Genomic DNA, 26,671 nt, shown 5'->3' with positions numbered 1-26,671 from the left:
CACCGTCGCGGACCCTGAGCGGCATGGATGCCGCGCCAGAGCCTACATGGACGTACTTGCGGCGTGTCCTGCGATGGTGGGCGGGCAAGGACCCTGCAGCAAACCCGCAGCGTCGAGCGCACGGTGCCCATCAAACATGGAGCCGATAGGTTATGAGCGAACGACCCATCCAGCACCGCTCTTACCGTGCACACCGACCATCTCGATAGGTCCTTGTCCGCTCACCGTCGCGGGACCTTGAGCGGCATGGATGCCGCGCCAGAGCCTACATGGACGTACTTGCGGCGTGTCCTGCGATGGTGGGCGGGCAAGGACACTGCAGCAAACCCGCAGCGTCGAGCGCGCGGTGCCCATCAAACATGGAGCCGATACGTCATGAGCGAACGACGCATCCAGCACCGCTCTTACCGTGCACACCGACCATCTCGATAGGTCCTTGTCCGCTCACCGTCGCGGGACCTTGAGCGGCATGGATGCCGCGCCGGAGCCTACATGGACGTACTTGCGGCGTGTCCTGCGATGGTGGGCGGGCAAGGGCCCTGCAGCAAACCCGCAGATCCCGCCCGCTCCGCAACTGATCCATCCGCACCATCCAGCGCCAGGAACATAGCGCCGAAAGCAACCAAGACGTCACGCAGTGGTTTTTTGTCAGCCGCTCTTAAAGATTTCGCTTTGCCGCCGATATCAAGGCGACGCCAGGACAACCGTTCCGGCGTCTTCCCGCATCTACTGTGCTTGTGCCCATGTCCCAAGGCGATACCTCAGAGCTGGACCACGACGATCACCTTGCCGAAGGTGACGAGCGCTATCTGCTACGCAACAAACGGCAGATCCGTGGCCTGCTGCGCCAGTTGCTCGACCAGCGTGCCATCGTGACCATGCATGTGGCCGGGCGCGACATGGCCGTGCCCACCGCCGTGCTCGAAGTGGACGAAGACGAGGACTGCGTGATTCTGGACGGCAGCCACAACGAGGCCTCCAACCGCGCCATCCAGGAGGCCAAGTACCTGCTGTGCTACGCACAACTGGAACGGGTCAACATCCGCTTCCGGCTGGAAACGCCCGACCGGCTGGAACGCGACATCCATGTCGCCTTCCGCGCCGACCTGCCCGAGGCGATGTACCACATGCAGCGCCGCGAGTCGTACCGGCTGGAAACGCCGATCACCGACTCGCCCATCTGCATCATTCGCCAGGACGACGCACAGGGCGGCAATCTCAATCTGCAGCTGCGCGTGATCGACATCAGCAGCGGCGGCCTGGCGGTCTCGCTCACCGACGGCATGCCCCTGCTCGAACCGCAGCGCACCTATCGCAACTGCACGCTGCAACTGCCCGACACCGCGCCGATCACCCTGCCGCTGACGGTATGCAGCCAGTACAAGCAGACCCTGCCCAACGGCAGCGAAGGCTTCCGGGTCGGCATGCAGTTCAGCGACCTGCCACGCGGCGCCGACGAGACCATCCAGCGCTACATCTTCCGGGTCGACCGCCAGCGCAATGCGCGCAAGAGCGGCGTGTTCTGAACCCACCCGCACCAGCCACGGCGCACGGCTAAAGTTGCCCTGCACTGCGCCGATGTTGCTAGGGCAATCCTCATCCGCATGCTTTTTTATAGCTGCAATCCGACACTCAGCCGCAACGCCCGGAGTTTCCATGAACGACAAAAGCACGACCACCGGCACCGGTGGTGAATTCCTCAGCTTCGCCCTTGGCGAAGAACACTACGGCGTGGACATCCTGAAAGTGCAGGAAATCCGCGGCTACGACTCGGTCACCCGTCTGCCCGACGCACCGGACTACATCAAGGGTGTGATCAACCTGCGCGGCACCATCGTGCCGGTGATCGACCTGCGCCTGAAGCTGCGCCTGAAAGAAGCGCGCTACGACGCCTTCACCGTAATGATCGTGCTCAATGTCGAAGACCGCGTCGTCGGCATCGTGGTGGACAGCGTCTCGGACGTGATCCCGCTCAACGACGATCAGATCCGCCCCACCCCCGAATTCGGCGCCTCGGTCGATACCCGCTTCATCTCGGGCATCGGCACCCAGGACGATCGCATGCTGATCCTGCTGGATATCGAGACCCTGCTGGACAGCACCGAGCTCGGTCAGCAGCAGCTGGCCGAAGAAGCGGCCTGATTCAGACCATCTGGTGTCGGGAGCTTCCCGACACGAGACGCACAACGAAGTTGAAGTGAGATAGAAATCACGTTTTTCGGATTCAAGTTGAACGGCGGCTAGCCGATAGCTGAATAGAAGCCCGCGCACATAAACGGGTCACCGTTCGACTTTTGATTCTGGAGAATCCCAATGAAGTTCCTGCTCTCGCTCCTCCCCGTCGCTGCTCTCGTGATCGTTGCTCCCACGCTGTCGGCTCAGTCGCAGGAAATGATTCCGCCGGAAATGGCGACCCGTTTCGTCGGCAAGGACGGCATGGTGTGCGGCAAGGTCGAAAAGGCCAAGTACGCCCAGAGCTCGGAAGGTGAACCTACCTTCCTGTACATGGGCGGCATGTTCCCGCGTCACACCTTCTCGGCCCGCATCGACGGCGCCAACCGCGGCAAGTTCAGTTTTGCTCCGGAATCCCTGGAAGGCAAGGACGTCTGTGTGCTCGGCAAGATCCAGCGCGACAGCTCGCGTGCCGAAATCGAAGTCAGCTCGCCGGCCAGCCTGAAGTTGGCCACCATCAAGTAATCGCCTAGCAGATCGCCACGCCCTCGCGCGTGGCGATCTGCTGTTTGCGGTTATGCGCACTGACTTCTACCGGGGAATCGTGTCAATGCAATGGATCAACAATCTCAAATTGATGCCCAAGCTGATGCTGGCGTTCGGCATCGTGCTGCTGATCATGCTGGTGCAGGGAATCATCGCCTACGCGGGCCTGGCCTCGCTCAATAATGTCACCCGCGACCTGGCCGGCAATACCATGTCCAGCGTGCGCGAAGCAGGCGATCTGCGCGGCATGCTCGGCGAATATCGAAATGCGTCCTATCAAAATCTGGTGCGCGCCAGCGACTCGGTCAAGCAGGAAGCCAAGGTCCGCGCCAAGCGGCTCAATGGCGAAATCGAGGCCACGATCAAGGGCTATCCCCGCCTGATCGAGAGCCCGCAGCAAAAGCAGCTGTTTGCCACCTTCGTTGCGGATTGGAAGAAGGCCTCGGCCTCCTACGAAAGCGTCGACGAAATGCTGGAACTGAACCTGCCTGACGACGCCGTCGATACCTTCGTTGGCGAAACCAGCGCACTGCATGCCAAGGCACAGGCATCGTTGGCCGCATTGATCGCCGAAGACAACAAGTTGGCGCAGGCTGCCAAGAGCAAGGCCGAAAAGGTCCATGCCACCTCGGTCTCGTTGACCGTGCTGGTGCTGCTGATCGGTATCGCCGGTGGCCTGGGCCTGGCATTCCTGTTCGCACGGTCCATCGTCAAGAGCATGCGCGGCGCGGTGTCCACTGCCACCGAAATCGCCAGCGGCAAGCTCGATGGCCAGATCAATGTGCAGGGCCAGGACGAAGTGGGCGAACTGATGCGCTCCATGCACAGGATGCAGCGCGACCTGAAGGAACGCATCGAACGCGACAAGAAGATCGCCGACGAAAACCTGCGTATCCGTACCGCACTGGACAAATCCTCCACCAGCACCTTCATCACCGACACCGATCGGATCATGATCTACGCCAACGAGGCGTTCCAGAAGCTGGTCACGCATTACGAAGGCAGCATCCGTCTGTCCTCGCCCGAGTTTGAGGCCAGCAAGATCATCGGTCAGCACATCAGCTATCTCGGCCTGCCCGAAGCGACCGTGCACAAGGCCATCGCAGCGCTGGAACGCGACGGCATCACCAGCTTCGAGGAGCGTTACGGCGAGTTTGTGATGATGCAGACCGTCACCGTCATCAAGAACGAGCAGGGCGAGAGCACCGGCGATGTCTGTGAATGGCGCGATCGCACCATCGAGGTCCAGGTCGAAGAAGAAGTCGCCCGCATCGTGCGTGCCGCCGCCAGCGGCGACATGAGCGGCCGGGTGGAAACCGATGGCAAGCAGGGCTTCTTCCTGCAGCTGGCCCAGCAGCTCAACGGCCTGCTGGATGCCAACGCCGCCAGCCTGGAGCAGATCTCCGCATTGCTGTCGGCGCTGTCGCGCGGCGACCTGACCGTGCGCATGCGCGGCGAATTCAGTGGCGTGTTCGCGCAGATGCGTGACGATGCCAATGCCACCGCCGAGCAGCTTTCCGACATCGTCGGGCGCATCAAGGTCTCGTCCACCGCGATCAACTCGGCTGCCGGCGAGATTGCCTCTGGCAACAGCGACCTGTCGCATCGTACCGAGCAGCAGGCAGCCAACCTGGAAGAAACCGCCGCATCGATGGAGGAGCTCACCTCCACGGTCAGGCAGAACGCCGAAAGCGCCCGCCAGGCCAACCAGCTCGCCATCGGCGCCACCGGCGTGGCCTCGCAGGGCGGCGACGTGGTCTCGCAGGTGGTCACCACCATGTCCGGCATCGAGGCCTCGTCCAAGAAGATCGCCGACATCATCTCGGTCATCGACGGCATCGCCTTCCAGACCAACATCCTGGCCTTGAACGCGGCGGTGGAAGCCGCCCGTGCCGGCGAACAGGGCCGCGGCTTTGCCGTGGTCGCCTCGGAAGTGCGTACGCTGGCGCAGCGTTCGGCCGGCGCGGCCAAGGAGATCAAGGGCCTGATCGACGACTCCGTGCACAAGGTGGCCGAGGGCTCGGCACTGGTGCGCAAGGCCGGTGCCACCATGGCCGAGATCGTGGCCAGCGTGCAGCGGGTCACCGACATCATGGGCGAGATCTCCGCCGCCTCGCAGGAACAGTCGGCCGGCATCGAGCAGGTCAACCAGACCATCACCCAGATGGACGAAACCACCCAGCAGAACGCCGCCCTGGTGGAAGAAGCCACTGCGGCCGCACGCTCGATGGAAGAGCAGGCCGGCCACCTGGCCGAAGCGGTGTCGGTGTTCAAGCTGGACGAGCCGGCTGCGCCGGCCGCACGCGCCCGCCCGGTCGCCTCGCGCCCGGTTGCGGTGACGCCCGCAACCAAGCCGGCCGCGCGTGCGGCGGCCACGCCATCGCGGCCGGCCAAGCCGCAGGCCGCCCTGGCCGACGGCAACTGGCAAGAGTTCTGATCCAAGGCTGTCCCGCAAAGCCCCGGCACTGCCGGGGCTTTGCGCATCTGCAGCCAGCGCAGTGCGCAGCGCCGCGCATTGGCCTCGCCCGCTGCCCCGCCAACGCGGTTGCAGGCGCCAGATGCGACCTGCCCCCGCAAGACACCGATTAGTGCTTCAGTTGCATGACCACGTGGCCGATATCCAGTCATAGCTCACGACGCTTATGGATATGACGACCACCTCGACTCCCGCTTCAGACACACGCGAATTTGATTTTGGCGACCGCGATTTCAAGCGCGTCTGCGACCTGATCTATCAGCGTGTCGGCATCGCCCTGGCTCCGGCCAAGCGCGACATGGTGTATGGCCGGCTGTCGCGTCGTCTTCGCGTGCTCGGTCTGCGCTCCTTCCGCGACTATCTGGACCAGCTGGAAGCAGGCACCGACGAAGAGGAATGGCAGGCGTTCACCAACGCGCTGACCACCAATCTGACCTCGTTCTTCCGCGAGCCGCACCACTTCGACAAATTGCGCGAAGAACTGCAAAAGCGTGCCTCGCAGGCGCCCTTGAAGATCTGGTCGTGCGCGGCCTCCACCGGTGAGGAGCCCTACTCCATCGCCATCACCGCCTGCGAAGCCTTCGGCACTCTGACCCCGCCGGTCAGCATCGTGGCCACCGACGTCGACACCCAGGTGCTGGAAACCGCCTCGCGCGGCGTCTACGCCATCGACCGCGTCGCCTCGCTGGACCCATCGATCAAGCGCAAATATTTCCAGCGCGGCAGCGGCCCCAACGAGGGCAAGTGCCGGGTCATCCCTGCGTTGCGCCAACTCATCGAATACCGCCAGCTGAATCTGCTGGCACCGCGTTACGACGTCGGCGGCCCGTACGCGGCGCTGTTCTGTCGCAACGTGATGATCTATTTCGACAAGCCGACCCAGCGCGGCATCCTGTCGCGTCTGGTCAGCCACATGGGCGATGACGGCCTGCTCTACACCGGGCACTCGGAGAATTACCTGCACGCAGCCGACCTGATCCAGCCGTGCGGGCGCACGCTGTATCGGCGTGCGCCGCGCGCCGGAGCCGCCACATGAGCACCGCCGTGCAGGTCGACGATGTCATGCGCTACCGCGACTCGCGGTTCCAGACCATCACCGCCAAACTGCTGCCCACCCAATACCTGGTGGTGGACGACGACACCGCGTTGACGACCACCTTGGGATCGTGCGTTGCCGCCTGCCTGCGCGACCCGGTCCTGAAGATCGGCGGCATGAATCACTTCCTGTTGCCGGAAGGCCAGGTCGGTGACGGCGCACCCGCGCGCTACGGCAGTTATGCGATGGAGTTGCTGATCAACGACATGCTCAAGCGCGGCGCGCATCGCAAACGCATCGAAGCCAAGGTGTTCGGTGGCGCCAACGTGCTCAAGGGCTTCACCAGCAATCCGGTCGGCACCCGCAATGCCGAGTTCGTGCGCCAGTACCTGCAGGCCGAGCACATTCCCATCATTGCCGAGGATCTGTGCGGCATCCATCCGCGCAAGGTGTGGTTCTTCCCGACGACCGGACGCGTGGTCGTGCAGCGTTTGCCGCATGCACACGAAGCCGAAGTCGCCGCCGCCGAATCGGCCGTGCGCGCCCGTCTGTCCAAAGCACCGGTCACCGGTGGAGTGGAGTTGTTCGAATGACGCTGGAAACCCCTGTGCGTGTACTGATCGTCGACGACTCGGCGGTCGTACGCCAGATGCTGACCGAAATCCTCTCGCGCGATGCCGGCATCGAGGTGATCGGCTCGGCCGCCGACCCGATCCTGGCGCGCGAAAAGATCAAACGCCTCAATCCGGACGTGATCACGCTGGATGTGGAAATGCCGCGCATGGACGGCCTGGTGTTCCTGGAAAACCTCATGCGCCTGCGCCCCACCCCGGTGGTGATGATCTCATCGCTGACCGAGCGTGGCGCCGACACCACCTTGCAGGCATTGTCGCTGGGCGCGGTGGATTTCGTCTCCAAGCCCAAGATCGACGTCGCACGCGGGCTGGAAGGCTATGCCGAGGAGATCGTCAGCAAGGTCAAGATGGCCTCCAAGGCCAAGGTCAGCGCGCTCAATCGTCCCAGCGCGCCCAAGGTCACCCTGGACATGCAGTCGGCGCCGGTGCCGGGCAGCGCGCTGCGCTTTCGCACCACCGACCGCCTGATCGCCATTGGCGCTTCGGCAGGCGGTACCGAAGCCCTGCGCGTGGTGCTCGAGCACATGCCCGCCGATGCACCGGCGGTGGTGATGACCCAGCATCTGCCGGCCAGCTTCAGCACCGCCTTCGCCGAGCGCCTCAATCGCCATTCGGCGATGTCGGTGCGCGAGGCCAGCGATGGCGAGGCGATCCTGCCCGGCCATGCCTACCTGCCGCCCGGCGGCCAGCATCTGCGCATCATCCGCGACGGTGCGCGCTGGCGCTGCCGCATCGACGACGGCCCACCGGTCAATCGCCACAAGCCGGCGGTGGACGTGCTGTTCCGCTCCGTCGCTGCCAACGCCGGCCCGAATGCGGTCGGCGCCATCCTCACCGGCATGGGCGACGACGGCGCACGCGGCCTGCTGGAAATGCTGCAGGCCGGCGCGCCCACGCTGGTGCAGGACGAAGCCAGCAGCGTGGTCTGGGGCATGCCCGGTGCCGCCTATAAACTCGGCGCCGCGCAGGAAGTGGTACCGCTGGACCGCGTGGCCGAGCGCCTGATCGCGCTGTCGGCGCAGGCGCGCTGATCCGGCATGAAGTCCCGCCCCCCGCACCCGACCGAACAGGCGGCGGCTCCCGGCGTCGCGGACGCAGCGTCGCCGGTGACGGAGGATGCGCGAGCAGATCACCCGCTCATGCCCGGGACGATCAAGGCCGGCCCGATCACCGCCGGCATGACCAGGCCCGACGAACATCCCGACGCCACGCGCTCGCGCCTGCTGGCCGAAGCGCTGGACGGCAGCAGCAGTGCGATCCTGATCTGCGATCTGCAATCGCGCCTGCTCTATGCCAATGACGGCTTCCAGCGCATGTTCGGCTATACCGAGGCCGAACTGGTCGGCAAGCGCCCCTCGGACGTGCTCACCCGCGCGCAAAGCGACCAGGACGAGGTGGCACGCATCCGCGACCGCGCTGACGCCCTGCAGCAGACCCAGGCCGACCTGCTGGTGTATCGCAAGGACGGCACGCCGCTGTGGATCTCGCTCAACTTCAATCCGATCTACGACGCCAGGCATCTTCCCTCGCATTACGTGGCGGTGCTGACCGACATCACCGACACCAAGATGCATGAGGTGCTGCAGCACCGCGTGCTCGAGGCGCTGGTGCAGGAGCGGCCGCTGATCGAGGTGATGACGCTGATCTGCACCGAGGTCGAGCGCATCGCGCCGGACGTGCTGGCCACGGTCATGAGCGCGGACAATCAAGGCTGCCTGCATTCGCTGGCGGCCCCCAGCCTGCCGCCGGAGTATGCCGATGCGGTCAACGGCTTGAAGATCGCGCCGGGCGCAGGCGCCTGCGGCACGGCCGCCTGGCGCGGCCGTGCGGTGATGGTGGAAGACATCGCCACCGACCCGCTGTTCGCGCAATTTCGCGAAGTATTGTTGCCGATGGGCCTGCGCGCCTGCTGGAGCACGCCGATCCGCTCCAACAGCGCACGCGTGCTCGGGACCTTCGCGCTGTACTACCGCAAGGCCCAGCGGGCCGATGCCTGGCACGTACGCCTCACCGATCTGTGCCAGCAGCTGTGCACGCTGGCACTGGAGCGCGAGCAGACCCGCCAACGCGTGCACCAACTCGCGTTCTACGATGCGCTGACCGGCCTGCCCAACCGCATCATGTTCAGCGCACGCGCCGAGCAGGCCCTGACGCAGGCCGAATATGCCGGCGAACCGGCCACGTTGATGTTCATCAACATCGACCGCTTCAAATTGATCAACGACAGCCAGGGCCATGCCGCCGGCGACGGCCTGTTGCGCGACATCGCCCTGCGCATCGGCGAACAGCTGCCCGCCACCGCCATGCTGGCGCGCCTGGCAGGCGACGAATTCGCACTTGCGCTGCCGCAATGCAGTGCCGAGCAGCCCAGTGCCGCCGCAGAACGGGTGCTGGGCACCATTGCCAGGCCGCTGCCGGTCGGGCACATGACCGTGCATCCGTCCGCCAGCATCGGCGTGGCGATGTTTCCCGAGGACGGGCGCGACATCAACATCCTGCTGCGGCATGCCGATCTAGCCATGAACCGCGCCAAGCAGGAAGGCGGCGGACGCTTCCGCTTCTTCAGTTCCGACATGAACCGCATGGCGCAGGAGCGCGTTGCGCTGGAAGCGGAGCTGCGCCAGGCCATCGGCCGCGATCAGCTGCAGCTGCACTATCAACCGCAATTGCACAGCGCCGCGCCGCACGCGCTGTACGGCGTGGAAGCATTGTTGCGCTGGAACCATCCGCAACTGGGCGCCATTTCGCCGGCGCGTTTCCTGCCCGTGGCCGAAGAGCAAGGCATGATGCCGCAGCTCAACGATTGGGTATTGCGCAGCGCCTGCCGGCAGATCGCCGATTGGCGCACGCGTGGCGTGCCGGTGACGCGGGTGTCGGTGAATCTGTCGGCGAGCAGCTTCGAAAGCCCGCGCATGCTCAGCGACCTGCTGCGCCTGATCGCCGAGACGGGCGCGCAGCCCTCCGACCTCACGCTGGAAATGACCGAGAGCGTGATGCTCTCCGGGCAACCGGGCGTCCTGGAAAACCTGCATGCCATCCGCGAAGCCGGCATCTCGTTGTCGCTGGACGACTTCGGCACCGGCTATTCCAGCCTGAGCCACCTGCATCGCCTGCCGATCGACGAACTCAAGCTGGACATGAGCTTCGTGCGCGACATCGAACACAGCGAAGACGCCCGCGCCCTCACCACCTCGGTGCTGCGCATCGGCGAGCATCTGCGCAAGCACGTGGTTGCCGAAGGCGTGGAAAACGAAGCACAGCGCCTGTTCCTCGCCGATCTCGGCTGCGAAGTGCTGCAGGGCTATCTGTTTTCGCGGCCCTTGCCGGCGGCGGCACTGGAAGCCTGGTTGGGCGCGCAGCCTTAGCACGGCTTCGGTGTCGTGGCAGAGCTCAAAAGAAGGTGTTCTTCAGCTCAGGCTGGAGAATGTCGAACAGCGAACGCAAAGCATCTGATCTGGTGCTTCTGCGCAGGGCCCTTGCCCGCCCACCATCGCGGGACACGCCGCAAGGACGTCCCTGTAGGCTCTGGCGCGGCATCCATGCCGCTCAAGGTCCCGCGACGGTGAGCGGGCAAGGACCAAGTGAGGTGATCGGCGCTCATGGTTGCAAGCAGCGCCAATCGAGATGGTCGTTGCGCATGGTTGCAAGCAACGCATGGTGTCGCTCTGATTCACCAGATCAGCAGCACCCCAGTCAGAGCGGTGCCTGTGCCTGAGCGCTGCCTTCAAGCGCGCGCCTTTCCATCAGCGTCGAATCCGATGCCACCGTGCGCTTCAACCACCCCAGCAACTGCGCGGTGACGAACGCCGGATTCTCCAGCGATGCGATATGCCCGGCATCGGGAATCAGCTCGTAGTCGCAACCGATCACCTCGGCCATCAGCCACAATTCTTCGGGCGGGCGCGGAATATCGTCCGCGCCGCCGAGCAAGAACGTGCTGGCCGGATTCAGCGCAGACATCGCCTCCAGGCGATCGGCGCGCCCGAAGATCAGCCGGCCCAACGGCACGATGGAGGCGCGCACCTGCTCGGCCGACAGCGCCGCCAGGCGCTGTGCAAACGCAGCCGGCAGCGCGGAATTCAGATCGATGCCGGGACGGAAAAAGATCGGCACGATCGCCTCGATCAACGCAGGCGTCACCTGCCCCGCGGCTTCCATTGCATCGAGCAACCCGAAATAACGCGTTTGCGTGGCCTGCGGCTCGGCCCCCAGGAAGGTATCCATCAACACCAGGCTGCGCACGCGCTCCGGTGCCAGCAGCGCCAGCTCGGCGGCCCACATGCCACCGACCGACAAGCCGACCACCGCGCACTGCGGCAGCTCCAACGCGTCCAGCAATTGCAGCATCTGCCTGGCAAGATCGCCAACCGTCTGCGTGCCTGCCGGCAATGCTGCCGACTGTCCGTGTCCCCACAACTCGGGGACGATGACCCGATAGTGCTGCGACAGCGCCTGGATCTGCGGCTCCCACATGGCCGCATCCCAGAGATAACTGTGGCCGAGCAGAACCGGAAACCCGTGACCGTAGTGTGCGTAGTGCAGCGTTTGACCAGCGATCGTGCAAGTAGGCATTGGAGATCATCACAGCGAGTGGAAGCGGCGCCACTCTAGGCCTCCTGACTTCAGATTTTTGTTGCAATGCGGCAGGTGAGTTAACTGCGATTGCCTTTAACTTCCGGCATTGCGCGGCCAAGACGAAGCCATCGCCCGAATAACGAAAAACGCCCGGCATTGCCGGGCGTTCTCGAACGTGTGATCCAACCCCTGGATCAGGCAGCGACGGTGTCGGCCACGTCCTGATATTCCTGGATCTGATCGAAGTTCATGTAGCGGTAGATCTGGTCGCCACTGGTCTTGATCACGCCCACATCGGCCATGTACTCGTCCTTGGTCGGGATGCGACCCAGGCGCGAGCAGATCGCGGCCAGTTCTGCCGAACCCAGGTACACGTTGGTGTTGCGGCCGAGACGGTTGGGGAAGTTACGCGTGGAGGTGGAGAACACCGTGGCGCCCTCGCGTGCCTGGGCCTGGTTGCCCATGCACAGCGAGCAGCCCGGCATTTCCATACGCGCACCGGCCGCGCCGAAGGTGCCGTAATGGCCTTCCTTGGTCAGCTCGGAGGCATCCATCTTGGTCGGCGGCGCAACCCACAGGCGGGTCGGGATGTCGCGCTTGCCTTCCAGCAACTTGGCGGCGGCACGGAAGTGACCGATGTTGGTCATGCACGAACCGATGAACACCTCGTCGATCGCCGCGCCGGCCACGTCGGACAGTGTCTTGACGTCGTCCGGGTCGTTCGGGCACGCCACGATCGGTTCAACGATGTCGGCCAGGTCGATCTCGATGACGGCCGCGTATTCGGCGTCGGCATCGGGCTGCAGCAGCTGCGGGTCGGCCAGCCACTCTTCCATCTTCTTGATGCGGCGGCCCAGCGTGCGCGCATCGGCATAGCCTTCGGCAATCATCCAGCGCAGCAGCGTGATGTTGCTGGTCAGGTATTCGATGATCGGCGCCTTGTCCAGGTGCACGGTGCAACCGGCCGCCGAGCGCTCGGCCGAGGCGTCGGACAGCTCGAACGCCTGCTCCACCTTCAGGTTCGGCAGCCCTTCGATTTCCAGGATGCGGCCGGAGAAGATGTTCTTCTTGCCCTGCTTGGCCACGGTCAGCAGGCCGTCCTTAATTGCGTACAGCGGGATCGCGTTGACCAGATCGCGCAGGGTCACGCCCGGCTGCATCTCACCCTTGAAGCGCACCAGCACGCTCTCGGGCATGTCCAGCGGCATCACGCCGGTGGCAGCGGCGAACGCCACCAGGCCGGAGCCGGCCGGGAACGAGATGCCGATCGGGAAACGCGTATGCGAGTCGCCGCCGGTGCCGACCGTGTCGGGCAGCAGCATGCGATTGAGCCAGCTATGGATCACGCCATCGCCCGGACGCAGCGACACGCCGCCACGGGTGGAGATGAACTCCGGCAAGGTGTGATGGGTCTTGACGTCCACCGGCTTCGGGTAAGCGGCGGTGTGGCAGAACGACTGCATCACCAGGTCGGCCGAGAAGCCCAGGCAGGCCAGGTCCTTGAGCTCGTCGCGGGTCATCGGGCCGGTGGTGTCCTGCGAGCCCACCGAGGTCATCTTCGGCTCGCAATAGGTGCCCGGGCGCATGCCCTGGCCTTCCGGCAGACCGCAGGCGCGGCCGACCATCTTCTGCGCCAGCGAGAAGCCCTTGCCGGTGTCCGGCGGGTCCATCGGCAGGCGGAACAGGTCCGAGGCCGGCAGGCCCAGGAATTCGCGTGCCTTGGCGGTGAGGCCGCGGCCGACGATCAGCGGAATGCGGCCACCGGCGCGCACTTCGTCGAACAGCACGTCCGACTTCATCGCGAACTCGGCGATCACCTGTCCGTTCTTCAGTGCCTTGCCGTCGTACGGACGCAGCTCGACCACATCGCCGTGCTCCATCTGCGACACGTCCAGCTCGATCGGCAATGCACCGGCGTCTTCCATCGTGTTGTAGAAGATCGGGGCGATCTTGCTGCCCAGGCACACGCCGCCGAAGCGCTTGTTCGGGATGAACGGAATGTCCTCGCCGGTCCACCACAGCACCGAGTTGGTCGCCGACTTGCGCGAGGAACCGGTACCGACCACATCGCCCACGTAGGCGACCAGATGGCCCTTGGCCTTGAGGTCGGCGATGGCCTGGATCGGGCCACGCTTGCCGTCTTCTTCCGGCACGAAGGCCGCGCCGTCGCGGGCGTTCTTCAGCATCGCCAGCGCGTGCAGCGGGATGTCCGGGCGCGTGGTCGCATCCGGGGCCGGCGACAGGTCGTCGGTGTTGGTCTCGCCGGGCACCTTGAACACGGTGACGGTCATGCTCTGCGGCACTTCCGGCTTGCTGGTGAACCACTCGGCCTCGGCCCAGCTCTGCAGCACGGCCTTGGCGTGCGCGTTACCGGCTTCGGCCTTTTCCTGCACGTCGTGGAAGGCGTCGAACACCAGCAAGGTGTGCTTGAGCGCCTCGGCAGCAGTGGCGCCCAGCTCGGGGTTGTCGAGCAGATCGATCAGCGGCTGGATGTTGTAGCCGCCCAGCATGGTGCCGAGCAGCTCGGTCGCACGCGTGGGGCTGATCAGCGCGGTCTTTTCGGTGCCGAACGCCACCGCGGCCAGGTACGAGGCCTTGACCTTGGCGGCGTCATCGACACCGGCCGGCACGCGCTGGCTGAGCAGCTCGACCAGGAATTGTTCTTCGCCCGCCGGCGGAGCCTTCAGCAGCTCGATGACCTCGGCGGTCTGCTGCGCGGTCAGCGGCAGCGGCGGGATACCGAGCGCGGCGCGCTCTGCAACGTGGTGGCGATAGGCTTCCAACATGCGGATTCTCCGAAAGACAATAGTGAATGTGTAAACGCGAAACGTGGATCAGCGTGCGGGTTTGGGGACAACGATCTTCAAACCCTTGAAGTAGTCGCGGAAAAAGCCCTCGTCGCGGGTGATCAACCCGTCGCACTGGAGCATCGCGTGGGCGCCGATCAGGAAATCGGCCACCACCCGCTCGCGCTTGCCGCCGCGCGCGCGGAAGCGCTTGTTCATATGGCCGGCGCGCACCGCCGCCGCTTCCTGGGTGGCTTCGTAACGCACACCGATCGAGGCAAGGGTTTCCATCAGGTCGACCTGGGTGTCGAGCATGGCCAGCACCTCGGCCACCACCGCATCGCAGACCACCACCTCGTCGCGCGCCAGCGCATCGCCGATGCAGATCTCCGACACCTCGCCGTAGACCGCATCACCGACCAGGATGTCGAGCAGCACCGAGGAATCCAGGGCGATCATGGGTCGAACGGATCCCCGGGGGCGCGGCCACGGATGGCGCGCATCGCCTCGTCGGTACTGGTCAGCCCGTCGACCAGCTTGAACTTGCCGCGCACCTTGCGCAGCGCCTCGCTGACGTCCTTGCGCAGGATGATGCGCCCGCCGTCGAGCTCGATCTTGAGCGTGGTGCCCTTGGTCAGGCCCAGGGCATCGCGCACGGCCTTGGGCAGCGTGATCTGCCCGCGTTCGGCAACTGTGGCTTCCATGGAGGTGGCCCCGGCAGAAAGTATGCAGTGATTTTACATACTTGACTTGTCGTACTCAAGGCCACATACCCTGTGCTGCAACCGAACGTACACACTGAATTGGTCACACTGTCCCAAACAGACCTAAAGCCTGCTGCCATAGGAGTGATGCATGAGCGATTCCTTTTCCACCCGCACCTCGTTCGAGGTCCACGGCCAGCGCTACGAGTACTACAGCCTGCCCAAGCTGGGCGAGCGCTTCGAGATCGGCCACCTGCCCTATTCGATGAAGATCCTGCTGGAGAACCTGCTCCGGCACGAGGACGGCGGCGTCACCGTCGGCAAGGACCACATCGAAGCGGTCGCCAAGTGGGACCCCAAGGCAGAGCCCGATATCGAAATCGCCTTCATGCCGGCCCGCGTGGTGCTGCAGGACTTCACCGGCGTGCCGTGCGTGGTCGACCTGGCCGCGATGCGCGATGCCGTGGTCAAGCTCGGCGGCAAGGCCGACCAGATCAACCCGCAGATTCCCTCCGAGCTGGTCATCGACCATTCGGTGCAGGTGGATGTGTTCGGCTCGGCTGACGCGCTCGACCTCAACGGCAAGATCGAATTCCAGCGCAACCAGGAGCGCTACGGCTTCCTGCGCTGGGGCCAGAAGGCATTCGAGAACTTTAAGGTGGTGCCGCCCAATACCGGCATCGTCCACCAGGTGAACCTGGAAAACCTGGCACGCGTGGTGATGAGCGCGGACAAGGACGGAACACAGATCGCCTACCCGGACACCGTGTTCGGCACCGACAGCCACACCACCATGATCAACGGCATCGGCGTGCTGGGCTGGGGCGTGGGCGGTATCGAGGCCGAGGCCGCGATGCTGGGCCAGCCCTCGTCCATGCTGATTCCGCAGGTGGTCGGCTTCAAGCTCAGCGGCAAGCTGCCCGAAGGCGCCACCGCCACTGACCTGGTGCTCACCGTCACCCAGATGCTGCGCAAGGCCGGCGTGGTCGGCAAGTTCGTCGAGTTCTACGGCGACGGCCTGCAGCACCTGCCGCTGGCCGACCGCGCCACCATCGGCAACATGGCACCGGAATACGGCGCCACCTGCGGCATCTTCCCGGTCGACGAAGAATCGCTGACCTATCTGCGCCTGTCCGGCCGCAGCGAGGAGCAGATCGCCCTGGTCGAAGCCTATGCCAAGGCGCAGGGCCTGTGGCACGACGCCAACACCCCGCCGGCCCAGTACAGCGCCACGCTGGAGCTGGACATGGGCGAGGTCAAGCCGTCGCTGGCCGGCCCCAAGCGCCCGCAGGACCGCGTACTGCTGGAAGACATGCAGTCCAACTTCCGCGAGAGCCTCAAGCCGTTCGTGGACGCGCGCAGCAAGCGCCTGACCGACGTCAAGCAGGAAGACCGCCTGAAGAACGAGGGTGGTGGCGGCACTGCGGTCGGCGCCAAGGCCGCGCAAGCCGAGAGTTCCACCGACAGCGGCGCCGGCTGGCAGCTGCGCGACGGCTCGGTGGTGATCGCCGCAATCACCTCCTGCACCAACACCTCCAATCCGGCAGTGATGCTGGGTGCCGGCCTGCTCGCGCGTAACGCGGCGGCCAAGGGGCTGAAGGCGCAGCCGTGGGTGAAGACCTCGCTCGGGCCGGGCTCGCGCGTGGTCACCGATTACCTGAGCAAGGCCGGCGTGCTCGCCGATCTGGAAAAGCTCGGGTTCTACGTGGTCGGCTACGGCTGCACCACCTGCATCGGCAACTCCGGCCCGCTGCCGGACGATGTGTCTGCGGCGATTGCCAAGGACGATCTGGTGGTGTCTTCGGTGTTGTCGGGCAACCGCAACTTCGAAGGCCGCGTGCATCCCGAAGTGAAGATGAACTACCTCGCCTCGCCGCCGCTGGTGGTGGCGTATGCGATCGCCGGCACCACCGACATCAACCTCACCACCGACCCGCTGGGCACCGGCAGCGACGGGCAGCCGGTGTATCTGCGCGACATCTGGCCGAGCAACAAGGAAATCGGCGACACCATCGCCGCCACTGTCGGCCCGGAGATGTTCAAGCAGAACTATGCCGACGTGTTCAAGGGCGACAGCCGCTGGAACACCATCGCTTCCCCGGATGGTGCGCTGTACGAATGGGACGCGGCCTCGACCTACATCAAGAACCCGCCCTACTTCGACGGCATGACCATGCAGGTCGGCCATGTCGAGGACGTGCACGGTGCACGCGTCATGGGCCTGTTCGGCGACTCGATCACCACCGACCACATCTCGCCGGCCGGCAACATCAAGAAGGATTCGCCGGCGGGCCGCTTCCTGCAGGAGCGCGGCGTGCAGCCGGCCGACTTCAACAGCTACGGCAGCCGCCGCGGCAACGACGACGTGATGGTGCGTGGCACCTTCGCCAACATCCGCATCAAGAACCTGATGTTCGGCGGCGAAGAAGGCGGCAACACGCTGTACTACGGCAAGGACGGCGCGGCGCCCGAAAAACTGGCCATCTACGATGCGGCAGTGAAGTACAAGGCCGACGGCGTGCCGCTGGTGGTACTGGCCGGCAAGGAATACGGCACCGGTTCCTCACGCGACTGGGCGGCCAAGGGCACCAACCTGCTCGGCGTCAAGGCAGTGATCGCCGAGAGCTTCGAGCGCATCCATCGCTCCAACCTGGTCGGCATGGGCGTGCTGCCGCTGCAGTTCCTGGAGAACGAAAACGCCCAGACCCTGGGCCTGGATGGTTCGGAGGTGCTGGACATCACCGGCCTGCAGGACGGCGCCAGCCGTCGTGCCACGGTGGATGCGAAGAAGTCCGACGGCAGCGTCAAGCAGTTCCAGGTCAAGGTGCTGCTGCTGACGCCCAAGGAAGTGGAGTACTTCAAGCACGGTGGCCTGCTGCAGTACGTGCTGCGTCAACTGGCTGCCCGCAAGGCGGCCTGAGCGCAGCGCGCTGCCCTGTAAGCATGACCCCACTCCCGCCACCCGGCGGGAGTGGTGTTTTGGGCAACTGGAACCTCGTATTGCGGGACAGGTGAGCAGTCATCGGAGGCGGACGGGCGCTGCACGCAAACGCAGCGCAGCGGGGAAATACCTTGCCACCCGACACCCACCGCGCCCACCTGGCGATGCGCGCTCCAGATCGCGGCATCAGTGCCCGGTCGGCTCCCACTGCGCGTGGTACAGCTGCCAGTCGCCGTCCTGCAAGCGCCAGCCGGTGGTCACCTGGTAGGTCTGTGCCTGTTCGGGCAGCCAGCGCCCGCTGCCGCCGGTCAGCAGCGCGGTGAAACGCACGCGTGCGGTGTCATCGTGCAGTTGCACATCCATCGGCCCCAGGGTCACGCCGATGCGGCGATTGCCCAGCATCTGCAGCTGCATCAATCGCCGCAGGCCGGCTGCGTCCAGTCCTTGGTCGCCGACAAAATCCTCGGCCACCGGCGCCATCGCCTCGCCGATGTCGCGCGCTTCGATCGCCTGGTGCATCGTCTCCAGCGTTGCGCGTAGCCGTTGTTCCGGTGCGGCACGCGTGCAACCGACCAGGCCCACGATACAAATCGCAACCAACCCGACCCGCCACCGCGCTTGAATGCTGCCCTGCATCACGCTTCGCCTTTTCCATCCATGACGGTATGCTGCCAGCTGTTGTAGCGCCGTGGAACACACCGCGTCACGTAGCGAACACCCTGGAGGGGGGCAGATGAATCAGGCACGTCCTTGGTTGCAAAGTTATCCGGCCGGCGTTGCCGCCGAGATCGATCTGGAGCAGTTCCGTACCGTGGCCGAGGTGTTCGCCACCTCGGTCAAGCGGTTTGCCGACCGCCCCGCGTATCACAGCTTCGGCAAGACCATCACCTATCGCGAAGCTGATCAGCTGGTCGAGCAGTTCGCCGCCTATCTGCTTGGCGAACTGCAGTTGAAGAAAGGCGACCGCGTCGCCCTGATGATGCCCAACTGCCTGCAGTATCCGGTGGCCACCTTCGGCATCCTGCGTGCCGGCCTGACCGTGGTCAACGTCAATCCGCTCTACACCCCGCGCGAGCTGAAGCATCAGCTGATCGACGCCGGCGCCAGCGTGCTGGTGGTGATCGACAACTTCGGCACCACCGTGCAGCAGGTCATCGCCGACACCCCGGTCAAGCAGGTGATCACCACCGGCCTGGGCGACATGCTCGGCTTCCCGAAAGCGGCGCTGGTCAACTTCGTCGTCAAGTACGTCAAGAAGCTGGTGCCCGATTACCGCATCAAGGGCGCGATCCGGTTTCGCGACGCACTGGCGCTGGGCCGCAAGCACAGCGTGCCGACGCTGCAGATCGAGCCCGATGACATCGCCTTCCTGCAGTACACCGGCGGCACCACCGGCGTGGCCAAGGGCGCGATGCTCACCCACCGCAATCTGGTGGCCAACATGCAGCAGGCCCACCAGTGGCTTGCCGGCACCGGCAAGCTGGAAGAAGGCGCCGAGGTGGTGATCACCGCGCTGCCGCTGTACCACATCTTTGCATTGACGGCCAACGGCCTGGTCTTCATGAAGATCGGCGGCTGCAATCACCTGATCAGCAATCCGCGCGACATGCCCGGCTTCGTCAAGGAATTGAAGAAGACCCGCTTCACCGCCTTCACCGGCGTCAATACGCTGTTCAACGGCCTGCTCAATACGCCCGGCTTCGACCAGGTGGATTTCTCCACGTTGAAGATGACCCTTGGCGGCGGCATGGCGGTGCAACGGTCGGTCGCCGAACGCTGGAAAAAAGTCACCGGCCTGACCCTGGTCGAGGCCTACGGCCTGACCGAAACCTCGCCTGCCGCCTGCATCAACCCGATGGACCTGAAGGACTACAACGGTTCGATCGGCCTGCCGATTCCGTCCACCGATGCCTGCATCAAGGACGACGCCGGCGCGATGCTGCCGCTGGGCGAGATCGGCGAGCTGTGCATCAAGGGCCCGCAGGTGATGAAGGGCTACTGGAAGAAGCCGGAAGAAACCGCCAAGGTCATGGATGCCGACGGCTGGCTGCACACCGGCGATATCGCACGGATGGACGAGCAGGGTTTCGTCTACATCGTCGACCGCAAGAAGGACATGATTCTGGTGTCCGGCTTCAACGTCTACCCGAACGAGATCGAGGACGTGATCGCCGAAATGCCCGGGGTGCTGGAAGTGGCCGCTGTCGGCGTACCGGACGAGAAGTCCGGCGAGATCGTCAAGGCCGTCATCGTGAAGAAGGACCCTGCGCTGACCGCCGATGCGGTCAAGGCGCACTGCCGCGCCAACCTGACCGGCTACAAGCAGCCGCGCGTGATCGAGTTCCGCAAGGAACTGCCGAAAACCAATGTCGGCAAGATCCTGCGCCGCGAGCTGCGGGATGCGCCCAAGGGATAATTCCCCGGCGCCACCGCAGATCGACGGCCACCCGGCTGCCATCCCACGCCCGCACTGCCTCCAGGCCTTGCGGGCGTCTGCTTTTGCACGCTTCGGACGGTTCACGCGTCTCAGACGAGTGGTATGCGACCACGGGCATGCCGGAATGATGGCCGGTTTGCACCTGGTTATATCCGCATTTTTGACACCCGCAAATGCAGGCACGCACTTTGCGGTTGATAACACCGGCCAGGGGAGTCCTGCAGGAAACCACAGGCCAATGACCAGACAGATAATTTCAGCACTGGGTAATCCACAATAAACTGCATTTGTTTGCAGACATTCGCTGAAAGATTCAGCACACAGGGCTCACCGGGTAGAAAGGAAGCCCTCAGCGTTCATGGAGATAGTGCCGGTGTAGCATCGATTCGGAGTGGATCGCGCGCGCCCGCCGGCGTCCACTCTCCCATCGCGGGCTTTTCCAGGATCACGCCCATGAATACCGTTGAAAAGATTTCGATCGGCCGCCCCCACTCCACCATTCGGGTCGATGCGTCGGCCGCTGATGGCACCCACTGGTTGTTCATGCATGCCAATGCGCGTTTTGGCATCCGTCCCTGCTGCAGTCCCGAATTGCTGGACGACATATGGGATGTCATGGGATCCATCACCCGCGCCCCGCACGAGCGTCGCAGTGGTGAACTACGCCACTTCGTGCTTGCATCCGACTCCACCGCCTTCAATCTCGGCGGCGATCTGGACCTGTTTGCACGCCTGATCCGCGACCAAAACCGCGAGCAGTTGATGCGCTATGCCACCCGCTGCGTGGAAGGCGTCCATCACCTGCATGTCGGCTTTGGCGGGGACGTGCGCAGCATTGCGCTGCTGCAAGGCGATGCATTGGGAGGTGGATTGGAGATGGCCCTGGCCTGCCACACCATCGTGGCCGAAGAAGGCATCGGGATGGGACTGCCCGAGGTCTTGTTCGGTCTGTTTCCGGGCATGGGCGCGTATTCGTTCCTGTGCCGTCGCGTGTCGCCCCAACTGGCAGAAAAAATCATTCTCGACGGACGCATCTACAGCAGCGAGGAAATGCATGCGATGGGAATCGTGGACGTACTCGTACCGAAGGGCCAGGGAGTCGTTGCCACCGAAACGCTGATTCGCCAGCAAAAGCGCATCTCCCATGCCTATCTGGCAATGAACGCCGCACGCAACCTCGCGCAGGCGGTGCCTTACGACGAATTGCTGCGCATTACCGAGGTCTGGGTCGACACTGCCCTGGCACTGAGCGAGAAATCACTGCGCACGATGGACCGTTTGGTCAAGGCACAGAATCGCCGCGCTGGCGCAAGTGCCGCCTGATTTGGTGGATCCAGTACTGGGGGAATCAGGCCCGGCCTATCGCCGGGCTTCACTTAGCCGCGGTCGCCATTCCCGCTGACTCCGCCGTCGGACTTGTTCTGTGCGCGTTGAGCAAGCGCCTCGCGCCCGAGTGTCAACCCCGTCTTCAGCTGCTCCAGCCTCTGGCTCCATTCTGCGCGCAGCTGCGCTTCGGGCAGGCGCATCAACTCACCTCCCTGTTCGGCCAGCGCCACCAGCCCGAGATTGCTGGAAACGCCCTTGACCGCATGAGCATGCTCGCGCAGACGTGCCCAGTCCTGGTCCGCCGCCGCCTTGCCGAGCTGGACAACGCAAGCCGCAGCATCGCTGAGACATTGTTGAATGAACTCGCGTTCGAACTCATTCCCCATCCCCAGTTCCGCCAGCTCGTCGAGCACGGCAGGGTCGAGGACGGCGCCACTCGGCGCCGGGCTGCGGGTAGCGGTGGCAGGATCGGCCTGACGCAGTTTCTGGTTGACGGCGATGTCGGCCAGCGTATCCAGCAACTTGATCGCCGCCACCGGCTTGGCCAGGAAGGCATAGGCGCCCGCCTGCTCGCAGCTGCGAATCGACTCGGGCGTGACATCGGCGCTCAACACCACGACCGGGGTGCCCGGCATACCGCCCGCCTGCATCACCCTGAGCTGCTTCAACATGTCCAGACCGCTGACACCGGGCATGTGCAAGTCGACGATGGCCGCGTCGAAGTCTGCCTCGGCCAATGCGTCCAGTACGGCCTCGCCGCCGTCAACGCAGGTCACACGATGGCCTGCTTTCTGCAGCAACCGCTGCAGAACCAGGCGATTTGCCAGATGATCGTCCGCCACCAGGATATGCATGCTGCGCACGCGGGCACGGTGACGTAGAAACGGATCGGCAAACGCAATCACGTTGCCCGGTATCGTGGACTCCGCCTCATGCAGCACAGGCGATGGCGTCGCTACGGGCTTGGCGGCCGCCAGGCCAAACGGCAGTTCAAACCAGAACAAGCTGCCGCCCGCGGGATTTTCCTCGAACCCGATCGCGCCCCCCATCGACTGGACCAGCCCCCTGGCGATCGTGGTTCCCAGGCCGCTGCCTTCGAACCGGCGCGCCAGTCCGGTATCTGCCTGTTCGAACGCCTCGAACAAACGCGGACGCATATCGACCGGCACACCGATGCCGGTATCGAGCACCTCAAAACGGAGCAGCAAACCGCCACGGCCGCTGGCCTCGGTGGCCGCCACCTTCAACTGGACACTGCCGTGGTCGGTGAACTTGACCGCGTTGCCGACCAGGTTGAGCAGGATTTGCCGCAGATGTCCCGCGTCCCCGTGCACACGCGAAGGCACGTCTGCAGCCACGGCTGTCTGGTAATGCAGCCCCTTGGCCCTGGCCTGTGGCTCCAGGATCAGACCGATTGCCTGCAGGATGTCCTGCAATGCAAAGTCGGACGTGTTGATCCGCAGCTTGCCGGCTTCGATGGCCGAGATGTCCAGCACCTCCTCTACCAGCGCCAGCAGGCTGCGTGTCGATGCCTGAATGGTCTTCAGGCATTCGCGCTGCTCGCTATCCAGACGCGTCGTTGCCAATACCTCGGTCATGCCGGACAGGCCATTGAGCGGTGTCCGAAACTCGTGACTCATGTTGGCCAGGAAGCGGCTCTTGGCCTCACTGGCACGGCGCGCCTCGGCGGTGGCGCGGGTCAACTGCCGCAGAAGACTGGAGAAATACAACGGAACGGCGGCCAGACCAACGGCAAGCCCGATACCGAGCCGCTGGTTGCGTTGCCAGTAGTCGGTCATCCACAGCGTCGTGGAAAAGCTCACCACCGCCATTCCCACCGCAAGGTACAGATAGCGGTTGCCGTAGCGCAGGCCGTTGCCGACGGTGACCCACATCACCACGACATAGACCCAGGCTAGCGGCTCGCCCATCTGGATCATGCCGGCCGCCATCAAGCCGTAATCAGCCAACATGCCCAGGATGCGACGCGCATCCGAGCGCCCGGGCCGCCAGAGCAGCCACCCGAACAACGCAAGTCCGAGACTCAGGCCCGTCAGCACAATGACCAGAACGCCGGTGTGCTGGTGCGGCGGCAGGCTGTGCCGGACACCCGGCAGCAGGACATACGCCAGGATCAGGCTGATCAGCACGATGCGGACGATCGCCTGACCATGTTCGCTGTCGGGTCGATGCATCAACCGCTGCCGGATCCTTCCGAACGGATTCATTGCCTCACACCCCGGGTCGTGCCGATGCGGTCGAGAATTCGCCGCATATCTGGTCCAGCTGCGCGCGACCGCGCAGCAGCGCATCCACGCAGCGCGGGTCGAACAGGCGACCGCGTTGTGCATACAGATAGGCCAGCGCGGCGTCCATGGTCCATGCCTCCTTGTACGGGCGCGGCGACAGCAGCGCGTCGAAGACGTCGGCCACCGCCACGATGCGCGCTTCCAGCGGGATCGCTTCGCCAACCAGCCCATCCGGGTAACCGGTGCCGTCGTAACGCTCGTGGTGACGCAACGCGATCAAGGCGCCGACCTGGATGAAACGGTTCTGGCTGCCGCTGAGCAGCTCGTAGCCGATGCGCGGATGCCGCTTCATGATGCTCATCTCGTCGTCGGTGAGCTTGCCCGGCTTGAGCAACACCGCGTCGGGAATGGCGATCTTGCCCATGTCGTGCAGCGGCGCGGCCATCTCGATGATGCGCACTTCTTCCTCGGACAACCCGAGCTGCTCGGCGATCAGGCCGGCCACGTGCGACATGCGCTCCAGGAAGGCGCTGGTGCCCGAGTCGCGGTACTCGATGGCGCGCGCCAGCCGCGACAACGTCTCGCGTTCGCGCTCTTCGACCTCGTTCATGCTGGCCAGCAGACGCTGCTCCAGCGACAGCGCGCGTTGCTTGACGCTTTCGCTCTGCTGACGCAGCTGCAGCAAATTGGCGCAGCGTGCGCGCAGTTCGCGCGGACGGATCGGCTTGACCAGGAAGTCGATCACGCCCGCCTCCAGCGCGGCCTGGCGGATCGGCTCGTCGCCGACGATGGTGATCAGGATGATCGGGATATCGCGATGGCTGGGCAGCCGGCGCAGACGCCGGGCGAACTCCAGGCCATCCATGCCCGGCATGCGATAGTCGAGCAGCAACAGATCCACCCGTCCGGCCTCGCACCACGCCAACGCGTCGAGCGGATCACCGAAATCGTAGACCTTCAATTCCGGTGCGATGTCCTCGATGACGTGGCGCAGCATCGTCCGCGCAGACATCTGGTCATCGACAATGACGATGTTCAATCCCAGATCCGCCTTTTCCGACCAGCTTCCCGATGTATCCGCCGACGACACGCCGGCAAGATTACCCAAAACATCCTGCATAGCCGTTGCTCCTCTTTCCTGAGAACGGAAAAGCGATGACGCCGGCCGCCGGGCCGACTCCCCCGACGATACGCCATTCGGGGCTCCGCTCTAGCATATGCAGTATCTGTGCCGTCGGCACGCCGACGGCACAAAAAAGATCAGGCTTCCGGGCGCATATATGGGAACAGCAGCACATCGCGGATCGAGGTGCTGCCGGTCAGCAGCATCACCAGGCGATCGATGCCGATACCCAGGCCGCCGGTCGGCGCCATGCCGTACTCCAACGCACGGATGTAGTCGGCGTCGTAATGCATCGCTTCGTCGTCGCCACCGTCCTTGGCCTGCACCTGCGCCTGGAAGCGCGCGGCCTGGTCTTCCGGGTCATTGAGCTCGGAGAAGCCGTTGGCCAGCTCCTTGCCGTTGATGAACAGCTCGAAGCGGTCGGTATACCCCGGCTCGGTGTCGCTGGAGCGCGCCAGCGGCGACACCTCGACCGGGTGGTCGGTGATGAAGGTCGGCTGCACCAGCGTGTGTTCCACGGTGGCCTCGAAGATTTCCAGCAGCAACTTGCCCCAGCCGTAGGACGGCTTGACCTTGATCTTCAACCGCGCGCAATGGCCCAGCAGCGCGTCGCGATCGGTGCAATCGGCCGCGCTGATCTGAGGATTGTGGTGACGAACGGCCTCATCCATGCGCCAGCGCCGGAAAGCCGGCGCCAGATCGATGGCGGCGCCGTCCCAGTTCACCTGGGTGGTGCCCAGCACCGACTGCGCGGTGTCGCGGATCACCTGTTCGGTCAGGTCCATGATCTGGTGGTACGTGGCATAGGCCTCGTAGAGCTCGAGCATGGTGAACTCGGGGTTGTGCCGGGTCGACACGCCCTCGTTGCGGAAGTTGCGGTTGATCTCGTAAACGCGCTCCAGGCCACCGACCACCAGCCGCTTGAGGTACAGCTCCGGCGCCACGCGCAGGTACAGGTCCAGGTCCAGCGCGTTGTGGTGGGTGGTGAACGGCTTGGCGGTGGCGCCACCGGGGATGTAATGCATCATCGGCGTTTCCACTTCCAGGAAGCGGCGCGCGTCCAGCCAGGCGCGGATCGCGCGGATGATCCTGGAGCGCTTGATGAAGACCTCGCGCGCCTCCGGGGTGACGATCAGGTCGACGTAGCGCTGGCGATAGCGCTGCTCCACGTCCGACAGGCCATGCCACTTGTCCGGCAACGGACGCAGCGACTTGGTCAGCAGGCGCAGCGCGCTGGCCTTGACCGACAGCTCGCCGGTCTTGGTGCGGGTCAGCCCGCCCTCCACCGCCACGATGTCGCCGACATCCCAGCCCTTGAACGCGGTGTAGGCATCGCCGAGCACATTGCCCTGCAGGAACAGCTGCACGCGCCCGGACTCGTCCTGGATCTGCGCAAAGCTGGCCTTGCCCATCACCCGCTTGGCCATCAGGCGGCCGGCCATCCGGACCGTGCGCCCGGTTGCTTCCAGCGCTTCGGAAGTCCAGGTGTCGGCGTCGGCGAATTCGGCCTGCAGGTCGCCGGCGAAGTGCTCGCGCACGAAATCGTTGGGATAGGCGATGCCCTGGCCGCGCAACGCGCCCAGTTTCGCGCGACGCTCGGCGATGAGGCTGTTCTCGTCGGCGGGGATCTGCGGCGCGGGGGTCTGCTCGGTCATGGCGGGAATC

19 protein-coding genes are annotated in these 26,671 nt (G+C 64.6%); 11 read left to right on the top strand and 8 right to left on the bottom strand.

Annotated features, from left to right (window positions below; translation table 11 throughout):
• Positions 1–743 precede the first annotated feature (743 nt).
• From EO139_RS08295 to EO139_RS08260, 8 genes are all read left to right on the top strand, one after another.
• Entirely contained in the window at positions 744–1,526 is a 783-nt protein-coding gene (locus EO139_RS08295; protein ID WP_164739788.1) for a flagellar brake protein, read from the top strand.
• Positions 1,527–1,656: 130 nt separating this feature from the next.
• Complete coding sequence (locus tag EO139_RS08290; RefSeq protein ID WP_016904902.1) at positions 1,657–2,142, top strand: chemotaxis protein CheW; 486 nt, start codon at positions 1,657–1,659, stop codon at positions 2,140–2,142.
• Positions 2,143–2,313: 171 nt separating this feature from the next.
• Positions 2,314–2,697: a hypothetical protein gene (locus EO139_RS08285; protein ID WP_005993867.1), complete on the top strand. Its 384-nt coding sequence runs from the start codon at positions 2,314–2,316 to the stop codon at positions 2,695–2,697.
• Positions 2,698–2,782: 85 nt separating this feature from the next.
• Complete coding sequence (locus EO139_RS08280) at positions 2,783–5,155, top strand: methyl-accepting chemotaxis protein (protein ID WP_164739787.1); 2,373 nt, start codon at positions 2,783–2,785, stop codon at positions 5,153–5,155.
• A 205-nt stretch (positions 5,156–5,360) separates the two neighbouring features.
• The gene (locus tag EO139_RS08275) at positions 5,361–6,230 is read left to right on the top strand and encodes a CheR family methyltransferase (protein ID WP_126970194.1); all 870 of its coding nucleotides are present in this window, start codon (positions 5,361–5,363) and stop codon (positions 6,228–6,230) included.
• Positions 6,227–6,823 carry a chemoreceptor glutamine deamidase CheD gene (gene cheD, locus EO139_RS08270; protein WP_024937701.1) on the top strand — a complete coding sequence of 199 codons (597 nt, stop codon included), beginning with the start codon at positions 6,227–6,229 and terminating at the stop codon, positions 6,821–6,823. Before EO139_RS08275 ends, cheD begins: the two co-directional genes overlap by 4 nt.
• The gene (locus EO139_RS08265; RefSeq protein WP_047125438.1) at positions 6,820–7,896 is read left to right on the top strand and encodes a chemotaxis response regulator protein-glutamate methylesterase; all 1,077 of its coding nucleotides are present in this window, start codon (positions 6,820–6,822) and stop codon (positions 7,894–7,896) included. Before cheD ends, EO139_RS08265 begins: the two co-directional genes overlap by 4 nt.
• Before the next feature lie 108 nt (positions 7,897–8,004).
• A complete protein-coding gene (locus EO139_RS08260) occupies positions 8,005–10,230 on the top strand; it encodes an EAL domain-containing protein (RefSeq protein ID WP_241235935.1) in 2,226 nt (741 codons plus the stop codon).
• Positions 10,231–10,558: 328 nt separating this feature from the next.
• On the opposite strand, the gene EO139_RS08250 is transcribed toward EO139_RS08260, so the two are convergent.
• The 4 genes from EO139_RS08250 to EO139_RS08235 all read right to left on the bottom strand — a co-directional run bounded on the left by EO139_RS08250 (position 10,559) and on the right by EO139_RS08235 (position 14,930).
• Positions 10,559–11,437 (bottom strand): alpha/beta fold hydrolase, encoded by an 879-nt coding sequence (locus EO139_RS08250; protein WP_241235934.1) that lies wholly within the window; start codon positions 11,435–11,437, stop codon positions 10,559–10,561.
• A 197-nt stretch (positions 11,438–11,634) separates the two neighbouring features.
• Complete coding sequence (gene acnB, locus EO139_RS08245) at positions 11,635–14,226, bottom strand: bifunctional aconitate hydratase 2/2-methylisocitrate dehydratase (RefSeq protein ID WP_126970190.1); 2,592 nt, start codon at positions 14,224–14,226, stop codon at positions 11,635–11,637.
• Positions 14,227–14,274: 48 nt separating this feature from the next.
• Entirely contained in the window at positions 14,275–14,685 is a 411-nt protein-coding gene (locus EO139_RS08240) for a type II toxin-antitoxin system VapC family toxin (protein WP_016903181.1), read from the bottom strand.
• Positions 14,682–14,930: an AbrB/MazE/SpoVT family DNA-binding domain-containing protein gene (locus EO139_RS08235; RefSeq protein ID WP_016903180.1), complete on the bottom strand. Its 249-nt coding sequence runs from the start codon at positions 14,928–14,930 to the stop codon at positions 14,682–14,684. Before EO139_RS08235 ends, EO139_RS08240 begins: the two co-directional genes overlap by 4 nt.
• A 151-nt stretch (positions 14,931–15,081) precedes the next feature.
• Between EO139_RS08235 and acnA the strand changes: the two genes are divergently transcribed.
• On the top strand, positions 15,082–17,850 hold the full coding sequence (gene acnA / locus EO139_RS08230) for an aconitate hydratase AcnA (RefSeq protein WP_126970188.1): 2,769 nt from the start codon (positions 15,082–15,084) through the stop codon (positions 17,848–17,850).
• A gap of 207 nt (positions 17,851–18,057) precedes the next feature.
• On the opposite strand, the gene EO139_RS08225 is transcribed toward acnA, so the two are convergent.
• A complete protein-coding gene (locus EO139_RS08225) occupies positions 18,058–18,507 on the bottom strand; it encodes a nuclear transport factor 2 family protein (protein WP_126970186.1) in 450 nt (149 codons plus the stop codon).
• Between the two features lie 97 nt (positions 18,508–18,604).
• Here EO139_RS08225 and EO139_RS08220 point away from each other — a divergent pair, with 97 nt between their 5' ends.
• Together EO139_RS08220 and EO139_RS08215 are read left to right on the top strand one after the other, a co-directional pair.
• Positions 18,605–20,287: a long-chain fatty acid--CoA ligase gene (locus tag EO139_RS08220; RefSeq protein WP_126970184.1), complete on the top strand. Its 1,683-nt coding sequence runs from the start codon at positions 18,605–18,607 to the stop codon at positions 20,285–20,287.
• 474 nt (positions 20,288–20,761) lie between these two features.
• Positions 20,762–21,631 carry a crotonase/enoyl-CoA hydratase family protein gene (locus EO139_RS08215; RefSeq protein ID WP_016903176.1) on the top strand — a complete coding sequence of 290 codons (870 nt, stop codon included), beginning with the start codon at positions 20,762–20,764 and terminating at the stop codon, positions 21,629–21,631.
• Between the two features lie 53 nt (positions 21,632–21,684).
• Here the strand turns inward: EO139_RS08215 and EO139_RS08210 are convergent, their stop codons facing one another.
• The 3 genes from EO139_RS08210 to lysS all read right to left on the bottom strand — a co-directional run bounded on the left by EO139_RS08210 (position 21,685) and on the right by lysS (position 26,661).
• A complete protein-coding gene (locus tag EO139_RS08210) occupies positions 21,685–23,862 on the bottom strand; it encodes an ATP-binding protein (protein WP_126942711.1) in 2,178 nt (725 codons plus the stop codon).
• 4 nt (positions 23,863–23,866) lie between these two features.
• The gene (locus EO139_RS08205) at positions 23,867–25,003 is read right to left on the bottom strand and encodes a two-component system response regulator (RefSeq protein ID WP_026064477.1); all 1,137 of its coding nucleotides are present in this window, start codon (positions 25,001–25,003) and stop codon (positions 23,867–23,869) included.
• Positions 25,004–25,143: 140 nt separating this feature from the next.
• A complete protein-coding gene (gene lysS / locus EO139_RS08200) occupies positions 25,144–26,661 on the bottom strand; it encodes a lysine--tRNA ligase (protein ID WP_126970182.1) in 1,518 nt (505 codons plus the stop codon).
• Positions 26,662–26,671: the final 10 nt, after the last annotated feature.

It is taken from the genome of Xanthomonas sp. BRIP62411 (assembly GCF_003993525.1).
In the GTDB taxonomy this organism is placed as follows: Bacteria; Pseudomonadota; Gammaproteobacteria; order Xanthomonadales; family Xanthomonadaceae; genus Xanthomonas; species Xanthomonas euroxanthea.
This window is presented reverse-complemented; position numbering and strand designations above follow the sequence as displayed.

Coding starts and splice junctions, on each gene's coding strand:
- EO139_RS08295 (WP_164739788.1), top strand. CDS start 744: ATGTCCCAAGGCGATACCTCAGAGCTGGACCACGACGATCACCTTGCC.
- EO139_RS08290 (WP_016904902.1), top strand. CDS start 1,657: ATGAACGACAAAAGCACGACCACCGGCACCGGTGGTGAATTCCTCAGC.
- EO139_RS08285 (WP_005993867.1), top strand. CDS start 2,314: ATGAAGTTCCTGCTCTCGCTCCTCCCCGTCGCTGCTCTCGTGATCGTT.
- EO139_RS08280 (WP_164739787.1), top strand. CDS start 2,783: ATGCAATGGATCAACAATCTCAAATTGATGCCCAAGCTGATGCTGGCG.
- EO139_RS08275 (WP_126970194.1), top strand. CDS start 5,361: ATGGATATGACGACCACCTCGACTCCCGCTTCAGACACACGCGAATTT.
- cheD (WP_024937701.1), top strand. CDS start 6,227: ATGAGCACCGCCGTGCAGGTCGACGATGTCATGCGCTACCGCGACTCG.
- EO139_RS08265 (WP_047125438.1), top strand. CDS start 6,820: ATGACGCTGGAAACCCCTGTGCGTGTACTGATCGTCGACGACTCGGCG.
- EO139_RS08260 (WP_241235935.1), top strand. CDS start 8,005: ATGCCCGGGACGATCAAGGCCGGCCCGATCACCGCCGGCATGACCAGG.
- EO139_RS08250 (WP_241235934.1), bottom strand. CDS start 11,437: ATGCCTACTTGCACGATCGCTGGTCAAACGCTGCACTACGCACACTAC.
- acnB (WP_126970190.1), bottom strand. CDS start 14,226: ATGTTGGAAGCCTATCGCCACCACGTTGCAGAGCGCGCCGCGCTCGGT.
- EO139_RS08240 (WP_016903181.1), bottom strand. CDS start 14,685: ATGATCGCCCTGGATTCCTCGGTGCTGCTCGACATCCTGGTCGGTGAT.
- EO139_RS08235 (WP_016903180.1), bottom strand. CDS start 14,930: ATGGAAGCCACAGTTGCCGAACGCGGGCAGATCACGCTGCCCAAGGCC.
- acnA (WP_126970188.1), top strand. CDS start 15,082: ATGAGCGATTCCTTTTCCACCCGCACCTCGTTCGAGGTCCACGGCCAG.
- EO139_RS08225 (WP_126970186.1), bottom strand. CDS start 18,507: ATGCAGGGCAGCATTCAAGCGCGGTGGCGGGTCGGGTTGGTTGCGATT.
- EO139_RS08220 (WP_126970184.1), top strand. CDS start 18,605: ATGAATCAGGCACGTCCTTGGTTGCAAAGTTATCCGGCCGGCGTTGCC.
- EO139_RS08215 (WP_016903176.1), top strand. CDS start 20,762: ATGAATACCGTTGAAAAGATTTCGATCGGCCGCCCCCACTCCACCATT.
- EO139_RS08210 (WP_126942711.1), bottom strand. CDS start 23,862: ATGAATCCGTTCGGAAGGATCCGGCAGCGGTTGATGCATCGACCCGAC.
- EO139_RS08205 (WP_026064477.1), bottom strand. CDS start 25,003: ATGCAGGATGTTTTGGGTAATCTTGCCGGCGTGTCGTCGGCGGATACA.
- lysS (WP_126970182.1), bottom strand. CDS start 26,661: ATGACCGAGCAGACCCCCGCGCCGCAGATCCCCGCCGACGAGAACAGC.